This window comes from Providencia sp. 2023EL-00965 (genome assembly GCF_033550225.1).
In the GTDB taxonomy this organism is placed as follows: Bacteria; Pseudomonadota; Gammaproteobacteria; order Enterobacterales; family Enterobacteriaceae; genus Providencia; species Providencia manganoxydans.
In genome coordinates this window covers 321,227-338,028 of the sequence record NZ_JAWUEH010000002.1, presented here as the reverse complement: position 1 = coordinate 338,028, position 16,802 = coordinate 321,227, and the positions used below count along the sequence as shown (strand labels likewise).

The following is a 16,802-nucleotide window of genomic DNA, read 5'->3' as shown; positions in this document are numbered from 1 at the left end:
CAAAATAATAAAGATACATTTATTATACAACTTAAATAATAAACCTAATATTGAAATTATGCTGAAAAAGTTGAAAGAGCCTCAAGTCTAACTCACTTGAGGCTAAAAGCGACTAATCAGAAAGGACCGCGGTAGTTAAACGAGAAGTGCAACACAATTGATCTTTTTCATTAAAAATATCAATGCTCCATACTTGTTGACGGCGCCCTAAATGAATAGGTTTACAAACACCTTTCACCAGCCCTTCTCTTGCCGAACGAATATGATTGGCATTAATCTCTAACCCCACTACGCGTTGTTCCCCTTCACTGCACAGATAACCTGCAATAGAACCTAATGATTCGGCCAGTACCACCGAAGCCCCACCATGTAACAAACCAAATGGCTGTTTAGTGCGATTATCAACAGGCATAGTCCCTTCAATATAATCGTCACCATAACATGTGATTTCAATGCCTAAATGACCTAACATGCAATCTTTTGCCATTGCTGACATCTGCTCAAGCGTAAATTTACGTTTCCAAATCATCCGATTATCTCCAGCAAAGCTTGTATTGGGTGTTTTATTTGTATATTTTCCATCCGTTTCACTTGGCTACGACATGAGTATCCCGTGCTTAAACAACGCGCTTTTGGCAAATTATCCATCGCAGGTTTCCACGACAAATTATAGATGCCTTTTGAATTTTTGAGATTAGCCACTTCATGGCCATACGTTCCCGCCATTCCACAACAACCTACACTGATATTTTTTAACTCTTGTCCGTAACGCTTAAACAAATTAACCCACTGTGCCCCACTATTTGGTAGAGCGGTTGTTTCAGTGCAGTGAGCAAAGAAATACCATGGGTCTGACGTCAAAGTAGCCATTTGTTGAGGTTCAGGCAATGTGCTCAACCATTCATGAGCTAGTTGTACGGTAAAACGGCAGTGTTGCTGACCTAATATTTCATGATATTCATCGCGATAGCATAGAACCAAAGCAGGATCGACCCCTACCATCGGTAACTCAAGTTTAGCCACTCGATTCAGGAAATCTGCCGTTTTCTGTGCGGTTTTAGCAAAACGAGCAAGAAAACCTTTAATATGTTGTGCTTTACCATTTGGTGAAAATGGCAGTAAAACAGGGTTAAAACCCAATTTTTCAATCAATTTAACAAAATCAGCTACCACTTTTGCATCGTAATAACTGGTAAATGGATCTTGAACCACCAGCACATATTTTTCTCGCTGGGAAGGTGACATTGTTTCTAATTGCTCTAGTGTTACCGTGATTGCCGCATGTCCTGATAATTCTTGTTTTAGCGTAGGCTGAGAAAATAACGGTAAATCCACCATACCGATAGTCTGTTCACTCAGTTTTTGCACCCACGGCTGGCGTAAGAAAAAGTTAAATACACCGGGAGCTTTTGATAGCATCGGTGCAGTCGCTTCAACCCCTGCAACAATATGATCACGAACAGGTCTTAAATAACGACCATGGTAGAGCGCTAAGAATTTTGACCTAAATGAAGGTACATCAATTTTAATTGGGCACTGGGTCGAACATGCTTTGCAGGCTAAACAACCCGACATGGCCGCTTTGACCTCATGAGAAAAATCGTAATCCCCTTTTTGGGCACGCCATGTATTACGTGTTTTATCAATCAAGCCACGCAATGATGGACGATTTTCTTTAATCCCCTGTTCTAAGCTCTCAGGGGTGACACCTTGCTCAGAAAGTAAACGCAACCATTCGCGGACTAACGTTGCCCGACCTTTTGGTGAATGGATACGTTGGCCACTGATTTTCATTGATGGGCACATCGGGCTTTTCACATCAAAGTTAAAACAGAGGCCATTGCCATTACAATCCATCGCCCCACGAAACTGTTGACGAACTTGCACTGGTATTTGTCTATCGTAGGTTCCACGTTTTACCGCATCGACTTGTTTCATAGGCGCATCGATACCCGCTGGAGGACAAATTTTCCCGGGGTTAAGACGGTTATCCGGATCAAAAGCGGCTTTTATATTACGCAGTTCTGCATACAATACTTCCCCAAAAAACTCAGGGCTGTATTGTGCTCTAAAGCCTTTCCCGTGCTCTCCCCACAGTAGGCCACCATATTTCGCCGTTAATGCCACAATGTCATCTGAAATTTGTTTCATTAATATTTCTTGTTGCGGATCGCACATATCTAATGCAGGGCGTACATGTAAAACCCCCGCATCCACATGCCCAAACATGCCATAATTCAGTTTATGGTGATCCAGTAAGGCGCGAAACTCGACGATATAGTCCGCTAAATGCTCTGGTGGCACACAGGTATCTTCAACAAATGGGATAGGCTTGGCTGCCCCCTTGCTATTACCTAGCAGACCAACGGCCTTTTTACGCATATTGTAGATACGGTTAATATCTTCCAAGTCACCACAAACCTGATAACCAATAACCCCTGCTTGCTGACTAGCCATCAACTCATCTAAGCGCTGACAGAGGCTTTCCGTTAAACTATTAATCTCATTTTCATCATCACCACTAAACTCAACGATATTGAGACCTAGCATCTCTTTATTAGGGATATCGGTGATCAGTGATTTAACTGAATGCCAAACGATATCTTCACGAGCAAGGTTAAGTACCTTCGAATCAACGGTTTCAACGGATAACGCTTTGGCTTGCACCATAAACGGTGCGTTACGCAAAGCAGATTCAAATGAATCGTATTTGACATTCACCAGACGACGCACTTTAGGTAATGGCGTGATATCAAGGGTTGCTTCCGTAATAAAGGCGAGAGAGCCTTCAGAGCCGGTTAAGATACGAGTCAGATCGAATTCACTAAGGTCGTCATTAAAGACATGGCGTAAATCATAACCCGTTAAAAAGCGGTTAAGTTTTGGAAATTTCTCTTCAATCAGAGGGCGTTGTTCTAAACAACGCTCTAAGACGGTTTTATAAATACGTCCAGTCACCGAGTCTTCTGACGCAATCGATTGGGCGAGTGCAATAGGCATAGCGCGTGTATCAATGCACTCTCCTCCCAATAATACGGCTTTTACCCCAAGAACATGATCCGAGGTTTTTCCATAAACTAAAGAACCTTGTCCAGAAGCATCCGTATTAATCATACCGCCCAAGGTCGCACGGTTACTGGTGGAAAGCTCTGGAGAGAAAAAATAACCATAAGGTTTAAGGAATTGGTTCAGCTGATCTTTGATCACACCGGCTTCAACCTTTACCCAACCTTGCTCAGGGTTTATTTCTAAAATACGATTCATATAACGTGACATATCAACCACTATCCCTTCGGTTAGCGATTGACCATTCGTCCCCGTTCCCCCGCCTCTCGGTGTGAACGTTAATTCACGAAACTTTGCGAGCCCTGCAACGCGGGTAATTATTTGCACATCAGCACTAGAACGTGGAAACACAACAGCCTGTGGTAGTAGCTGATAAATACTATTGTCTGTTGCCATTGATAAACGCTCTGCATAGCTAGTACCATTATCACCGGTAAAGCCTTGCTCTTGCAGCTGTTGCAGGAATTCAATGACAAGTTTACTTAAATGAGGTGCTTCAGTTATACGCGGGATCATTATTAACGATGACTCTTGTTGTTTATACTCGTGATACTTCAAGATGCAACACCTTTCATTTAGGGATGGTGACGACGCTCCGTCACGCCGCTTTATAGGCTCTAGTGACTCGTGCACTTGTCGTCTAGCTGCACCTCAAAATATTTAGAGTATAGTGTTCGCATTACTCGTTATGTACTATCTTTATTTTAAGTAGCACAATAGTGCTTTATTGGTTGATAGGGCTTCCCCTGTACAACCTGTAGTCTTTAAGTTAAAGAGAATACAATCGCTGATGACATTGTCAGTGAAGAACCATATCACAATATTGTTTTTTTTTGATCGCGAAAAAAAATTACGTTATTTTCACCTGAAAAAACGGCTCACTTGCAGTGTTTTTATTTGTTAAGGATTAGTCATTGATGGAAAAATCGCAAAAAAGGCTCGACTTACCCAAGTTGATCTTCGGATTTGCCTCAATCATTTTAATGATTGCCGCATGCTTTTGGGTATTGAACCCTTTTATTCTTGGATTTGTTTGGGCAGGTATGATGGTCATCGCTACATGGCCCCTCCTTTTACGAATAGAAGCAAGACTCTGGAACAAACGTTGGCTTGCCGCCTTAATCATGGTTTCTTTAATATTGCTGCTGTTCGTCATTCCTTTAGGGATCTTGATTGGCAGCATCATTCAAAATAGTGCACCTCTTATTGATTTAGCTAAATCACCCAACAGCCTACGTTTTCCAGATTTAGAATGGTTAAATACACTGCCATTCGTGGGTGAAAAAATTTATTACGCTTGGCACAGCTTAGTCGCCAGTGGTGGTAACGCCTTATTAGCTAAAGTTCAGCCATACTTTGGTCAAGCGGCAGGATGGTTTATTGCTCAAGCTATCAATGCGGGGCGTTTTATGTTCCATCTCATGCTGATGTTATTATTCAGTGGCTTACTATATCTGAAAGGTGAATCTGTCATGTTAGGTATTCGCCATTTTGCGGTACGCTTAGCTGGAATTCGCGGCGATGCTGCGGTTGTCTTAGCCGCTCAATCTATCCGAGCAGTTGCTCTGGGTGTCGTTGTCACGGCATTAATCCAAGCTATCGTCGGCGGGATTGGCTTGGCACTCTCAGGCATTAGCTATGCGGCGATTTTAACTGTCTTACTTTTTATTTGCTGCGTCGCTCAGCTTGGCCCTTTACTGATCATGGTGCCTTCAGTGATTTGGTTGTTTTGGACTGGCGATACCACATGGGCAATTATTTTAGCGATTTGGGCTGCGGTCGTCGCTACCATGGATGGGGTGTTACGCCCTTGGTTAATTAAAATGGGGGCTGACTTGCCGATGGTATTAATACTTGTTGGGGTTATTGGCGGTATTCTTTCATTCGGTATGATTGGTTTGTTTATCGGCCCTGTCGTACTTGCCGTTTCATATAGTTTATTAAAAGCATGGATGAATGAAGTTGCAGTACCCAATGAAAACCTTGATGAAACAGAAAAGTTTCTTCACGACGAATTTATGAGTAAGAAATAATTTAGCTTTAAATTCACCAACAGTGCACAACAATTTAAGTGCACTGTTGGATTAATTATTATCCCCATTAATATTTAGAAACAATATTTAACAGACTAATGTTAGTTTTCAATCATATTTGTGATATTATCTTTTTCGTCGAAACGAATTCTCTTTATGATACAGCTACTAACAATTATATTGAGAGTCTTCTTAATGAAGATTAATTTTAATTAAATTATCATTAATATAATAAATTACGTTTCACTCAATACGGATCTCAAAGCCATGCTTATTTAAGCTAAAGCGTGGCTGTCTCAATCGAATTGCTGTGTGTAGTCTTTGCCTGTCAGCCCATGATAGGCTTTTTTTTTATCTTGACCTTCCAACATGAATATTATTCACTTTAACAAGGCTGTTACCTTGTAAATCATCATATTGTGTACTCACGCTAATTACTCCGATTTGGAGTAAATAAAACTATTTTATAATCCTTTATATATCTATTTATATAACACAATTAAATTTAACTAAAAACGATTAACACTAATGGATCGGTTCATTAACTTTTTAGTTTAAGCTATGTGAGTAAATACTTATTCATTATTATGCATACAGCATTACTTATATTACTTGTATGAACATATTTGATAGTTTATATAAATATCAGTAATTGATATATTCTATTTGATTAATAAAAAAAGCCGGCAATATTATTACCGGCTTTTTTGAGACACTAGTCTTAAATAATAGATTAACTTCTTGTTAATCAGCTAATGTTAGCCAAGTTTTAACAACAGTATCTGGGTTAAGTGAAAGGCTATCAATTCCTTCTTCAACCAGCCATTGTGCAAAATCTTGGTGATCCGATGGGCCTTGACCACAAATACCAACATATTTGTTTTGGCGTTTGGCCGCTTTTATTGCCATCGATAGCATCGCTTTTACTGCATCATTACGCTCATCAAACAACTCAGAAACCACACCTGAGTCCCTATCTAAGCCTAATGTCAGCTGAGTCATATCATTTGAACCTATTGAGAAGCCATCAAAATGTTCAAGGAACTGGTCCGCCAACAATGCATTTGATGGAATTTCACACATCATAATGACTTTCAAGCCATTCTCACCACGTTTCAAATCATGTTTTGCTAATTCAGCAACCACAGCTTCAGCTTGAGCAACGGTACGAACGAATGGGATCATAACTTCAACGTTAGTAAGGCCCATATCATTACGCACACGTTTTACCGCTTCACACTCAAGTGCAAAACAATCACGGAAGCTATCTGAAACATAACGGCCCGCGCCACGGAAACCTAACATCGGGTTTTCTTCTTCTGGCTCATAAATATCACCACCAACAAGGTTGGCATATTCGTTAGATTTAAAGTCAGATAGACGGACGATAACGCGTTTAGGCCAAAATGCGGCTGCAAGAGTCGAAATGCCTTCCGTTAATTTGCCAATATAGAATTCAATCGGATCATCATAACCCGCCATCATGGTACGAATTTCGCTTTGCAGCTCAGGTGTTTGAGCATCAAACTCGAGTAACGCTCTTGGGTGAACACCAATCATACGGTTGATGATAAATTCTAATCTCGCTAATCCAACGCCTTCGTTAGGTAAACAAGCAAAGTCAAAAGCACGGTCAGGGTTGCCGACGTTCATCATGATTTTGACATCAAGCTCAGGCATTTTATCGACAGCAGAGCTGTGAATTTCAAACTCAAGTTGACCATCATAAACAAAACCGGTATCACCTTCAGCACAAGATACAGTGACTTGACTGCCTTCAGTTAAACGTTCTGTCGCATCACCACAACCAACAACAGCTGGGATCCCAAGCTCACGAGCAATAATTGCAGCATGACAAGTACGGCCACCACGATTGGTCACAATCGCAGCAGCCTTCTTCATGATTGGTTCCCAATCAGGATCGGTCATATCGGTCACCAGCACATCGCCTGGCTGAATACGATCCATTTCATTCAGATTATGGATCACTTTGACTTGCCCTGCGCCAATACGATGCCCAATAGCACGCCCTTCAACTAATACATTTCCTTGTTGTTTCAGTTGATAACGTTCCATGACTTGCTGATTAGAACGCACCGTTTCAGGACGAGCTTGAACGATATACAAACGCCCATTATGACCATCTTTAGCCCACTCAATATCCATTGGGCGGCCGTAGTGTTTCTCAATTTGCAAAGCTTGACGTGCAAGCTCTTCAACTTCATGATCCGCCAAAGAGAAACGATTGCGTAGCGCTTCTGGCACATCCTCAATTTGCACTTGTTTACCATGTTCTTGGCTATTTGCATAAACCATCTGCAATTTTTTTGAGCCAAGCGTACGGCGAACAATCGCAGGACGTTGATTAATTAATGTTGGTTTATGAACATAAAACTCATCAGGGTTAACAGCCCCTTGCACAACCATTTCACCAAGACCATAAGCCGAGGTAATAAAGACAACTTGGTCAAAACCTGATTCCGTGTCAATGGTAAACATGACACCGGAAGAGGCTAAATCAGAACGCACCATTCTTTGCACACCAGCGGACAATGCAACGCCACGGTGGTCATAACCTTGGTGAACACGGTAAGAAATTGCTCGATCATTAAACAACGAAGCAAATACGTGTTTAATCGCAACTAATACAGCATCAATACCTTGAACGTTCAAAAAGGTTTCTTGCTGCCCTGCAAATGATGCATCAGGCATATCCTCAGCGGTTGCAGAAGAACGAACAGCAAATGAAGCATCTTTTTCACCTTCAGATAAGGTTTGGTACGCTTCACGAATATCGTTTTCTAACTGAGGTGTTAATGGTGTATCTATTACCCATTGACGGATCTGTTCACCCGCAGCCGCGAGCTGATTAACATCATCAATATCCGTTTCATCTAGCAGCGTATAAATGCGCTGATTAACGCCACTCTGCTCAAGAAAATCATTAAACGCCTGTGCAGTAGTCGCAAATCCGTTAGGTACGGATACACCAAGATCGGACAGGTTAGTAATCATTTCACCGAGCGAGGCGTTTTTACCGCCAACACGGTCAACATCATTCATCCCTAATTGGTTATACCAAAGTACATTACACGGAGTGAGGCCATTTGTGGACATTGAAAGCGATCCTTTATCTTTATCTAGCAATTTAGTGACAAGGTACAAACTCGTAAAAAATCTCATTGGCGATTATTCGCCTCACGAACTAGACTAGCACAGACAATATAGGAATATAGACAGGTGAATCGTTCCAACTAGCAAGAAAAAATTTTTGTTCTAAAAATTGTTCAAATATTGGCTATACTTTCCCCTATAAACTATTTTTTAAACTTTAATCAAATATAATATCTCTTTAAAACCGATAAAAAATACAACAAAAGACCAAATATATGAGTGAAATCACCGTAACTAATCGTAATAAAACCCTCGCAGAACGAACTGTTTTCTTTATTTCTGACGGAACGGCAATCACCGCTGAAACATTAGGGCATGCTGTATTGTCGCAATTTCCTTTAGCATTCACTTCATACACATTACCTTTTGTCACCACAGAAACACGCGCGCAGGAAATAAAACACAAGATTGATACTATTTATCAAGAAACCCAAAACCGCCCTTTAGTGTTTTACTCGATTATTTCGCCATCAGTAAAAAAAATCATCACCGAAAGCGCGGGTTTTTGTCAGGACATCGTGCAAACCCTCGTTGCACCAATTCAGAAAGAAGTTGGCTTAGAGCCTGAACCCAAACTCAATCGAACGCATGGTTTATCCGTTCAGAATATGAACCAATATGATGCGCGTATTGCGGCGATTGAATACACATTAGCCCATGACGATGGTATTTCGTTACGTAACCTCGACCAAGCACAGGTTATTTTGATCGGCGTTTCACGTTGTGGTAAAACGCCAACCAGTCTCTATCTAGCCATGCAATTTGGCATTCAAGCGGCAAATTATCCTTTTACTGCTGATGATATGGATAACTTACAACTCCCTGCTGAACTGCGCCCTTATACGCATAAATTATTTGGTTTAACGATCAGCCCAGAGCGGCTTGCGGCAATTCGCGAAGAGCGTCGAGAGAACAGTCGTTATGCCTCATTACGTCAATGCCGCATTGAAATAGCCGAAGTAGAAGCATTGTTTAGGCAAAATAAAATTAATTACCTCAATACGACGAATTATTCCGTAGAAGAGATATCAGCAAAAGTTATCGACACAATGGGGTTACAGCGACGTATTTTTTAATAGGCGCGTTTTATACTCTAAATAATTCGAGATGTAGGTAGGCGACTCAGTGAACGTAGTCACCCCCTACAGCTTGAAGTATGACGAGTATAGAAAAAATATTGCATTCAATCGCAGTTGTTGGTTGAATTTGAGCCATTTTCGTTTATTGTGATCTTAATCACTGATATGGCTCAGCCTATTAAAGTTTTGAGAAGAAATAATGCATAAAACTGATGAACTACGTACTCAGCGTGTTGATAGCTTAATAACGCCACAAACACTTGCTGACGAGTACCCTATTTCTGAAAAAGTCGCGGAAAACGTGACAGCGTCACGTAAGCGGATTGAGAAAATATTATCGGGTGAAGACCCTCGCTTATTAGTCATTGTTGGTCCATGCTCAATTCATGACATTGATGCAGCTCTTGATTATGCGAATAGATTAAATGTGTTACGTGAACGTTATCAAGATCGCCTAGAAATCGTGATGCGTACCTATTTTGAAAAACCGCGTACCGTCGTGGGTTGGAAAGGCCTAATCTCCGATCCTAATTTAGATAATTCATGCCAAGTGAATACCGGTATTCGGCTTGCTCGTAAATTACTGATTGATGTTAACCAACTTGGTTTACCAACAGCCACTGAATTTCTCGATATGGTCACTGGGCAATACATTGCCGATTTGATCAGTTGGGGTGCAATTGGCGCTCGAACTACAGAAAGTCAAATCCACCGTGAAATGGCATCAGCACTCTCTTGTCCTGTCGGATTCAAAAATGGTACTGATGGCAATATCCGTATCGCAATTGATGCGATCCGTGCTGCGAAAGCTCAGCATATGTTTTTATCACCAGATAAAAGCGGCCAAATGACTATCTACCAAACCAGCGGTAACCCACATGGTCATATTATTATGCGTGGTGGTAAACAACCTAATTATGCGATTGGTGATATCGCCGCTGCCTGTGACAAACTCCGTGAGTTTGAGTTAGCAGAGCATTTAGTCATCGACTTTAGTCATGGAAATTGCCAGAAAATCCATCGCCGCCAGTTAGATGTTGCTCGTGACATTGCTGAGCAAATTAAAGGGGGTTCAACCGCAATTAGTGGCGTCATGGCTGAAAGTTTCTTGCTTGAAGGTACACAAAAAATTGTCTCTGGGCAGCCTCTTACCTATGGACAATCAATCACTGATCCATGCTTAGGATGGGATGATACTGAAGAACTACTCGATATCTTAGTTCAAGCTGTTGAAAGCCGTTTCAAGTGATTTAAATGATATCATTGGCTCTTTCTGGTTATCTTAGCCTGAAAGAGCCAGACCGCCCTACCTACAACCTTATGATTCTCTTTCAATCATTCAATTCTAGTTATAAATCACTATTGCATTGTAGTTAATTTGTCATCCAAATGTAAAAACCTCTTGATGTTACCAATTAACCTAAAGATAATGATTCTCACTATTAGTTTTATTATCAATTGAGTTAAGTATGACGGATAACATCGCTAAACCACCTGTTGAAAATATCGTAAGCCCTACGGTACAACCTGTAAAAGTTGACGTTATAGATAGCTATCAGTTGCTAGGTCATGATGGTAAATTGGTCATTCAACATCGTGGCGAAATGTACCAATTAAGGGAAACCCGCGCCGGTAAATTAATTCTGACTAAATAGTTTTTATTTAAAAATTGAAACTCAAAATAATTCGAGTAGCAGATAGACGACAAACGAAGATAGTCGGGGTGCATAGATAATCACTGAGCCTCGGCGAGCGTAGTCTAGCCTTCTGCAACTTAAATTATCACGAGTATAATCACAGCAAGCCACCCAGATCACTATCAAGGCAGCCAGCTAAATTCACCACATAAGGAAAGGATTTCCTATGGAGTTTAAACTGATGTCTGCAACATCCATCACTTCTTTACATGGGCAAAAAATTGCCATGCCCACCCTTGTTACCGCTTTAGCACTAACTGGATTTAGCGCTTCGGCCTCGACAAAAGAAAAAGATGTGGTTGGTGATACCATACATGTCAAAACCACCCCTTTTCAAAGGGAAAATATTGCCGTTGCAGAACAAGTTGATGTGATTGATGCCCAATCCCCTGAGTATCAATCAGCAACTTCGGCACTCGATTTACTCAAAGGCCAGGCGGGTATCTTTGTATCAGGTACCGGTGGAACTTATGGCCAAGAGATCCACATGCGTGGCTACGACTCACGAGGCGTCAAAGTCACAGTTGATAACGTCACTCAAGATTTTTATTCGGGCCTGTATGAAGCCACCTTTATTGATCCTTCATTGGTGAAAAAAGTCTATGTGCATAAAGGTGCATCATCTGTTGCACACGGTAGCGGCGCATTGGCGGGTGTTGTGGCAATGAAAACGGTTGATGCTTCCGACCTCTTAAAAAAGGGGCAAAATTTCGGTGGTCGTGTCTTCAGTGGCATCAATCGTAATGACCATAGCTACCTTGCGGGTGCCTCTTTATACGGGCGTATAAAGTCATTAGATACCCTGCTCAGCTATAGCCAACGCAAAAAATACTTGTTGGCGCCACCTGAAATATCGACAACGGATCATCACGAAAAAGTGCATAACTGGGCATTGAAAACCACATGGCATGCGCACCCTGCTTATACCATTGCACTGCAATTACGTGAATACCGTAATGATGGCAGCGGTTTAAAACAACCGACCGTTTTTGATACTGGCAATAAAAAGTTTAAGAATACCCCTCATGAGCGCTATAGCCATCAACGTGATCTTGCAATTAATCAGCATTTTTCGCCGCAAAACTCACGTCATTGGCAAGCAGATTGGGATCTGTACTATACCGATTTGTTTTTAGGGCAATTGGATTTAGTTAAACAAAAAACGGATAAGAAATATCAACGAGAAGAGCGTAATCAATACACTTACGGTAGCAAGTTTGCCCACCATTTTATGGTTCCCGTTGAAGGTTGGTTCAATAACCATATCGAAAATGGTGTTGAATATTATCAGCAGCAGCAAAAACCGAATTTGCACACTAATAGCTACCCACAGGCTCAGCTATCTAACCTTTCAGGTTGGATTAATAATGATATGACGCTACATCATTTACCTATCACTTTTTCTGCTGGTACCCGTTTTACCCGTTATGAGTCGTCACGCAAAGACGTTGCGACAAATAAAGATACCAATTGGTCATCCCGTTTTGCGGTGAGTGTAACGCCAACAAATTGGTTAAATCTCTATTCATCTTATTCGGAAGGCTATCGTGCACCACGCATGACCGAGTTATATAACAACTCAAATCATTTTAAGGCATTTATTTTTAGCTCAGATTTTAGACCTTCACCAGATCTCAAACCTGAAACCAATAAGACGCTTGAGGTTGGCTCAAAATTAAGCTTTGACGATGTCATCGGTGTAGGCGACTCGTTACAATTTGGTTCGACCTATTTTAATACAAAAGCAAAAAACTATATCGCTATTGCTGGGAGGTACCTTGATACCTATCGTGGCCCGTTCCCGTTAGAGGTTTTTTACATCAATATTCCATCAGCAAGCATTCACGGCTTCGACAGTTTTATCACCTATAAGACACATTGGTTTGATTTAAATATCAATCACAATCTAACCACTGGAACAGAAGATGGTACCGATAATTCACTATCTTCTCTCCGCCCTGAAACCCTGACAGTTTGCTTTAATGCACCGATTGCAACAACAGGTTTCAACCTTGGCTGGGTAGGCGAATTTGCCGCTAAAACTCAGCTTCAAGGCAATTATGAATATGATCCTAAGAAAAAAACACAGCATGGACTCGATCGTAGACATAGAGAAGTCATGCAGTATGCAGGTTATAGCCTGCACGATTTCTATGTTAACTATCAAGCTGATCAATTTATCAAAGGGTTAAGTACGACACTAACACTGAAGAATGCTTTTGATCGCCAATATGTTTCATCAATGGGTGTTCCTCAAGAGGGTCGTAATTTCTATTTCAATGTGAGTTATCAATGGTAACCATTTAATAATTATAAAATAAATAATACTCACCGGTTAGTTTTCCTACATGCGGGTTTAGGCAAAAACTTAAACTTGAAAACTGCGCTCTAAATAATTCGAGGTGCAGCTAGGCGACAAGTGAATAAGTCTCTAGGGACATAGAAAACTATGTGACTAGTGCGAATGAACGTAGTCAACAACGCTGCAACTTGAAGCATAACGAGCGCAACCGGTAACACTTTATGGAGTATAACAACATGTCTCATGTTTTACGTTTATCAGTTATAACAAGCGCCGTTCTTTCTGTTATTGCTACTGCTCAAGCAGAAACACAAACAACATCAACCCATCGCAATGATGTTATGACCGTCTATGCGACAGGTACTGAACGGGATAGTTTTGATGCACCGATGATGGTGACTGTTATCAAAAATAACTCACCAGAAACCAAAACAGCGAGTACCGCAAATGATATTTTACGCAAAATTCCCGGTATTGGTGTTTCAGGAACCAGCCGAGTGAATGGTCAAGAAATTTATATGCGTGGCTTTGACCGCAAGGGGATTTTGACTCTTGTCGATAATGTCCGCCAAGGCACCGATACGGGCCATGTTAATGGCACGTTTCTTGACCCTGCGTTAATCAAGCAAGTCGAGATCATTCGCGGTCCTTCCGCCCTACTGTATGGTAGTGGTGCAATGGGCGGTGTCATAGCATGGGAAACCGTTGATGCTAAAGACTTACTAGAGGATGGTCAAAATAGCGGTTTTCGTGTCTTCAGCCAAGCCGCTACCGGTGATCATAGCTTTGGTTTTGGTGGTACTTCATTTGGGCGAACCGAGCAATTAGATGGTCTATTCAGTTTTGTCACTAAGCAATCAGGGGATGTTCGCTTGAGCAATGGTGATGATATGGATAATAAAGAAACCATTGCCAACATGCTCGCCAAAGGTACATGGCAGGTGAATGATGACCAAAAGTTATCAGGGCAATTACGTTATTATAACGATAATGCTTATGAGCCGAAAAATCCCCAAGACTTAAACGTGGCAAAAGATAATCTCAAAGTTAATCGCACCACACGTCAACGCGATGCTCAAGCAACCTATTACCTCGCGCCAGAATCAAACAATTGGTTAAATCTTAAAGCCACCACCTATTATTCCGATGTCAATATCACCGCTAAAGGTAATGGTACACCATATGAAGGGCGTACCCAAAAAACCTATGGTTTGAAACTGGATAATAAAACCCATTTTTATGAGTTACCTTTCGCTGCTCATAACTTGACTTATGGTGGTGAGACCTATAAGCAAAATCAGACGCCGTACGCTGCGACCACTCAGTTCCCTGATGCAGATATCACTTTTGCTTCCGGCTTCTTACAAGATGAGATTGCATTAAAGGATTTGCCTGTTTCATTTATTATTGGAACCCGTTACGACCATTATAAATCAACGGCAAAAGGCAATGATGACGTTAAAGAAGGGAAATGGTCATCCAAAGGTGCGGTTAGTATTACGCCTACAGACTGGTCAATGCTGTTTGCTTCCTATTCAGAAGCTTTCCGCGCACCAACCATGATGGAAATGTATAACGATGAAATTCATTTTCAAGTCGGTCCATTTGTAAATAGGTGGAAGCCCAATCCAAACTTAAAACCTGAAAAAACTCAAACTGCCGAGTATGGTTTTGGTTTACGTTTTGATGACCTATTTATGGCTCGCGACAATCTACAATTTAAAACCAGTTATTTTGATACGAAAGCTAAAGATTATATCAATACTGAAGTGAGTTTTCTCGAAGGCTACACGACATCCGTTAACGCCAAACAAGCGAAAATTTGGGGTGTCGATGCTTCAATGGACTATAAAAATGACTATTTCAACTGGAAACTGGCCTATAACAAAACCACAGGTAAAAATGAATACAACGGACAATCGATAACGTCTATCAAACCTGAATCTGTCACCAGTAACCTTTCTGTTCCTATTTCTAATAGCGGTTTTTCTGTCGGTTGGTTAGGTGAATTTACCCGCCATACTGACTTTAATACTGCATCAAAACAACCACGTCAAGCAGGCTATGCAGTACATGATTTCTATGTTAGCTATCAGGGTGATGGTCAATTAAAAGGCTTGGGTACTAGCGTTGTCTTAGGCAATGCCTTCGACAAGGAATATTACTCTTCACAAGGCGTTCCGCAGGATGGACGTAATGCGAAGCTATTTGTCAGCTTCCAATGGTAATTTTAATCAAATAAGGAGATACACAGTGAGTTCAACATTATTCGAGCGTTATCAACAAGCTAAAGCAGAAAATAAAGCAAAATACGCTCGCGATCTAGCGGCTTACCTTAATGTTTCTGAAGGTGAGCTATTACATAGCCGTGTCGGTCATGACAAAGCGCAAAGACTCAATGTTGATGCCCCTACCTTGCTAAAGGCTTTAGCTGCCGTTGGTCAAGTCAAAGCCATCACACGTAATGAATACGTGGTACATGAGCAAGTTGGCCGCTACGATAATGCGAAATTCAGCTCACACGCAGGGTTAATTTTAAATCCACGCGCGTTGGATTTACGGATGTTCTTCAGCCATTGGGATTCTATTTTTACCTTGACCGAAGAAGCTAAAAACGGTGAACGCCATAGTATCCAGTTTTTTGATAAACAAGGTGATGCTCTGCATAAAGTCTATACTACAGATGAGACAGACATGGTGGCATGGCAGGCATTGATTGAACAATATGCCTCTAATGACAACCCGCCATTAGTTGTTGAAGCTGCGGAGCCTTTTTCTCAACAGCCAATCAGCGATGAGCTGAAACAGCAGTTAGAGCAAGAATGGCGCAATATGACCGATGTTCACCAATTCTTTATCTTACTGAAGAAAAATAATCTGAGCCGCCAGCAAGTGTTCCGTGCCGTCAGTGATGATTTGGCTTGGCAAGTCCCTGTTGATTCATTCAATCAATTGATTAATACCGCGTTTAACGATCAAAATGAAATTATGATTTTTGTTGGTAACCGTGGTTGTGTACAGATTTTCACAGGCCAATTGAAACGTTTGATGCCATATCAAGCCGAAGGATCTGAAATTAAATGGCTGAACATTTTCAATCCGGATTTCACCTTACATATGATTGAAAATGGTGTTTCTGAGTGCTGGGTAACACGCAAACCCACTCAAGATGGTTTTGTCACCAGTCTTGAGGTGTTTGATAAAGATGGCAATCAAATTGTACAGATGTATGGCCAACGTACCGAAGGAACGCCAGAACAAGAACAATGGCGTAATCAAGTTATGGCACTGCCACACATCTAATCGTTAGAGACAGTCCTTTTTAGTTAATCGCCAATTTTCATCTGAATTAACGGCTGATATCTAAAATGTAAGTTAACCTCCGAGAGGTTCTTATCTAATGATTAAGATAATGAACCTCTCGATACACATTGGATTGAATGATTGGTTT

General features: G+C 41.2%; 10 protein-coding genes and 1 other RNA gene. 8 read left to right on the top strand and 3 right to left on the bottom strand.

The genetic code is table 11. The features are described from left to right. Positions 1-112: 112 nt before the first annotated feature. Entirely contained in the window at positions 113-529 is a 417-nt protein-coding gene (gene menI / locus SC428_RS04465) for a 1,4-dihydroxy-2-naphthoyl-CoA hydrolase (protein ID WP_070929765.1), read from the bottom strand. Beyond that, positions 526-3,582: an FAD-binding and (Fe-S)-binding domain-containing protein gene (locus tag SC428_RS04460; RefSeq protein WP_070929766.1), complete on the bottom strand. Its 3,057-nt coding sequence runs from the start codon at positions 3,580-3,582 to the stop codon at positions 526-528. Before SC428_RS04460 ends, menI begins: the two co-directional genes overlap by 4 nt. A 401-nt stretch (positions 3,583-3,983) precedes the next feature. On the opposite strand from SC428_RS04460, the gene ydiK reads away from it, so the two are divergent. Then, the gene (gene ydiK, locus SC428_RS04455; RefSeq protein ID WP_140179126.1) at positions 3,984-5,099 is read left to right on the top strand and encodes an AI-2E family transporter YdiK; all 1,116 of its coding nucleotides are present in this window, start codon (positions 3,984-3,986) and stop codon (positions 5,097-5,099) included. Between the two features lie 206 nt (positions 5,100-5,305). Further along, positions 5,306-5,453: antisense sRNA RprA (gene rprA / locus SC428_RS04450), an RNA gene on the top strand. 390 nt (positions 5,454-5,843) lie between these two features. Here rprA and ppsA read toward each other — a convergent pair. Next, positions 5,844-8,216 (bottom strand): phosphoenolpyruvate synthase, encoded by a 2,373-nt coding sequence (gene ppsA / locus SC428_RS04445; protein WP_272579706.1) that lies wholly within the window; start codon positions 8,214-8,216, stop codon positions 5,844-5,846. A 272-nt stretch (positions 8,217-8,488) separates the two neighbouring features. On the opposite strand from ppsA, the gene SC428_RS04440 reads away from it, so the two are divergent. The 6 genes from SC428_RS04440 to SC428_RS04415 all read left to right on the top strand — a co-directional run bounded on the left by SC428_RS04440 (position 8,489) and on the right by SC428_RS04415 (position 16,654). Beyond that, a complete protein-coding gene (locus tag SC428_RS04440) occupies positions 8,489-9,349 on the top strand; it encodes a pyruvate, water dikinase regulatory protein (RefSeq protein ID WP_140179122.1) in 861 nt (286 codons plus the stop codon). Positions 9,350-9,551: 202 nt separating this feature from the next. After that, positions 9,552-10,601, top strand: a complete 1,050-nt coding sequence (locus tag SC428_RS04435; protein WP_070929769.1) for a 3-deoxy-7-phosphoheptulonate synthase — start codon at positions 9,552-9,554, stop codon at positions 10,599-10,601. 220 nt (positions 10,602-10,821) lie between these two features. Further along, on the top strand, positions 10,822-11,007 hold the full coding sequence (gene hemP / locus SC428_RS04430) for a hemin uptake protein HemP (RefSeq protein ID WP_318706054.1): 186 nt from the start codon (positions 10,822-10,824) through the stop codon (positions 11,005-11,007). 208 nt (positions 11,008-11,215) lie between these two features. Continuing rightward, the gene (locus SC428_RS04425; RefSeq protein ID WP_318706052.1) at positions 11,216-13,348 is read left to right on the top strand and encodes a TonB-dependent receptor domain-containing protein; all 2,133 of its coding nucleotides are present in this window, start codon (positions 11,216-11,218) and stop codon (positions 13,346-13,348) included. Between the two features lie 239 nt (positions 13,349-13,587). Then, positions 13,588-15,579, top strand: coding sequence for a TonB-dependent hemoglobin/transferrin/lactoferrin family receptor (locus SC428_RS04420; protein ID WP_318706050.1), 1,992 nt, complete (start codon positions 13,588-13,590; stop codon positions 15,577-15,579). A 25-nt stretch (positions 15,580-15,604) separates the two neighbouring features. After that, complete coding sequence (locus SC428_RS04415; protein ID WP_070929773.1) at positions 15,605-16,654, top strand: hemin-degrading factor; 1,050 nt, start codon at positions 15,605-15,607, stop codon at positions 16,652-16,654. The last annotated feature ends 148 nt before the right edge of the window (positions 16,655-16,802 follow it).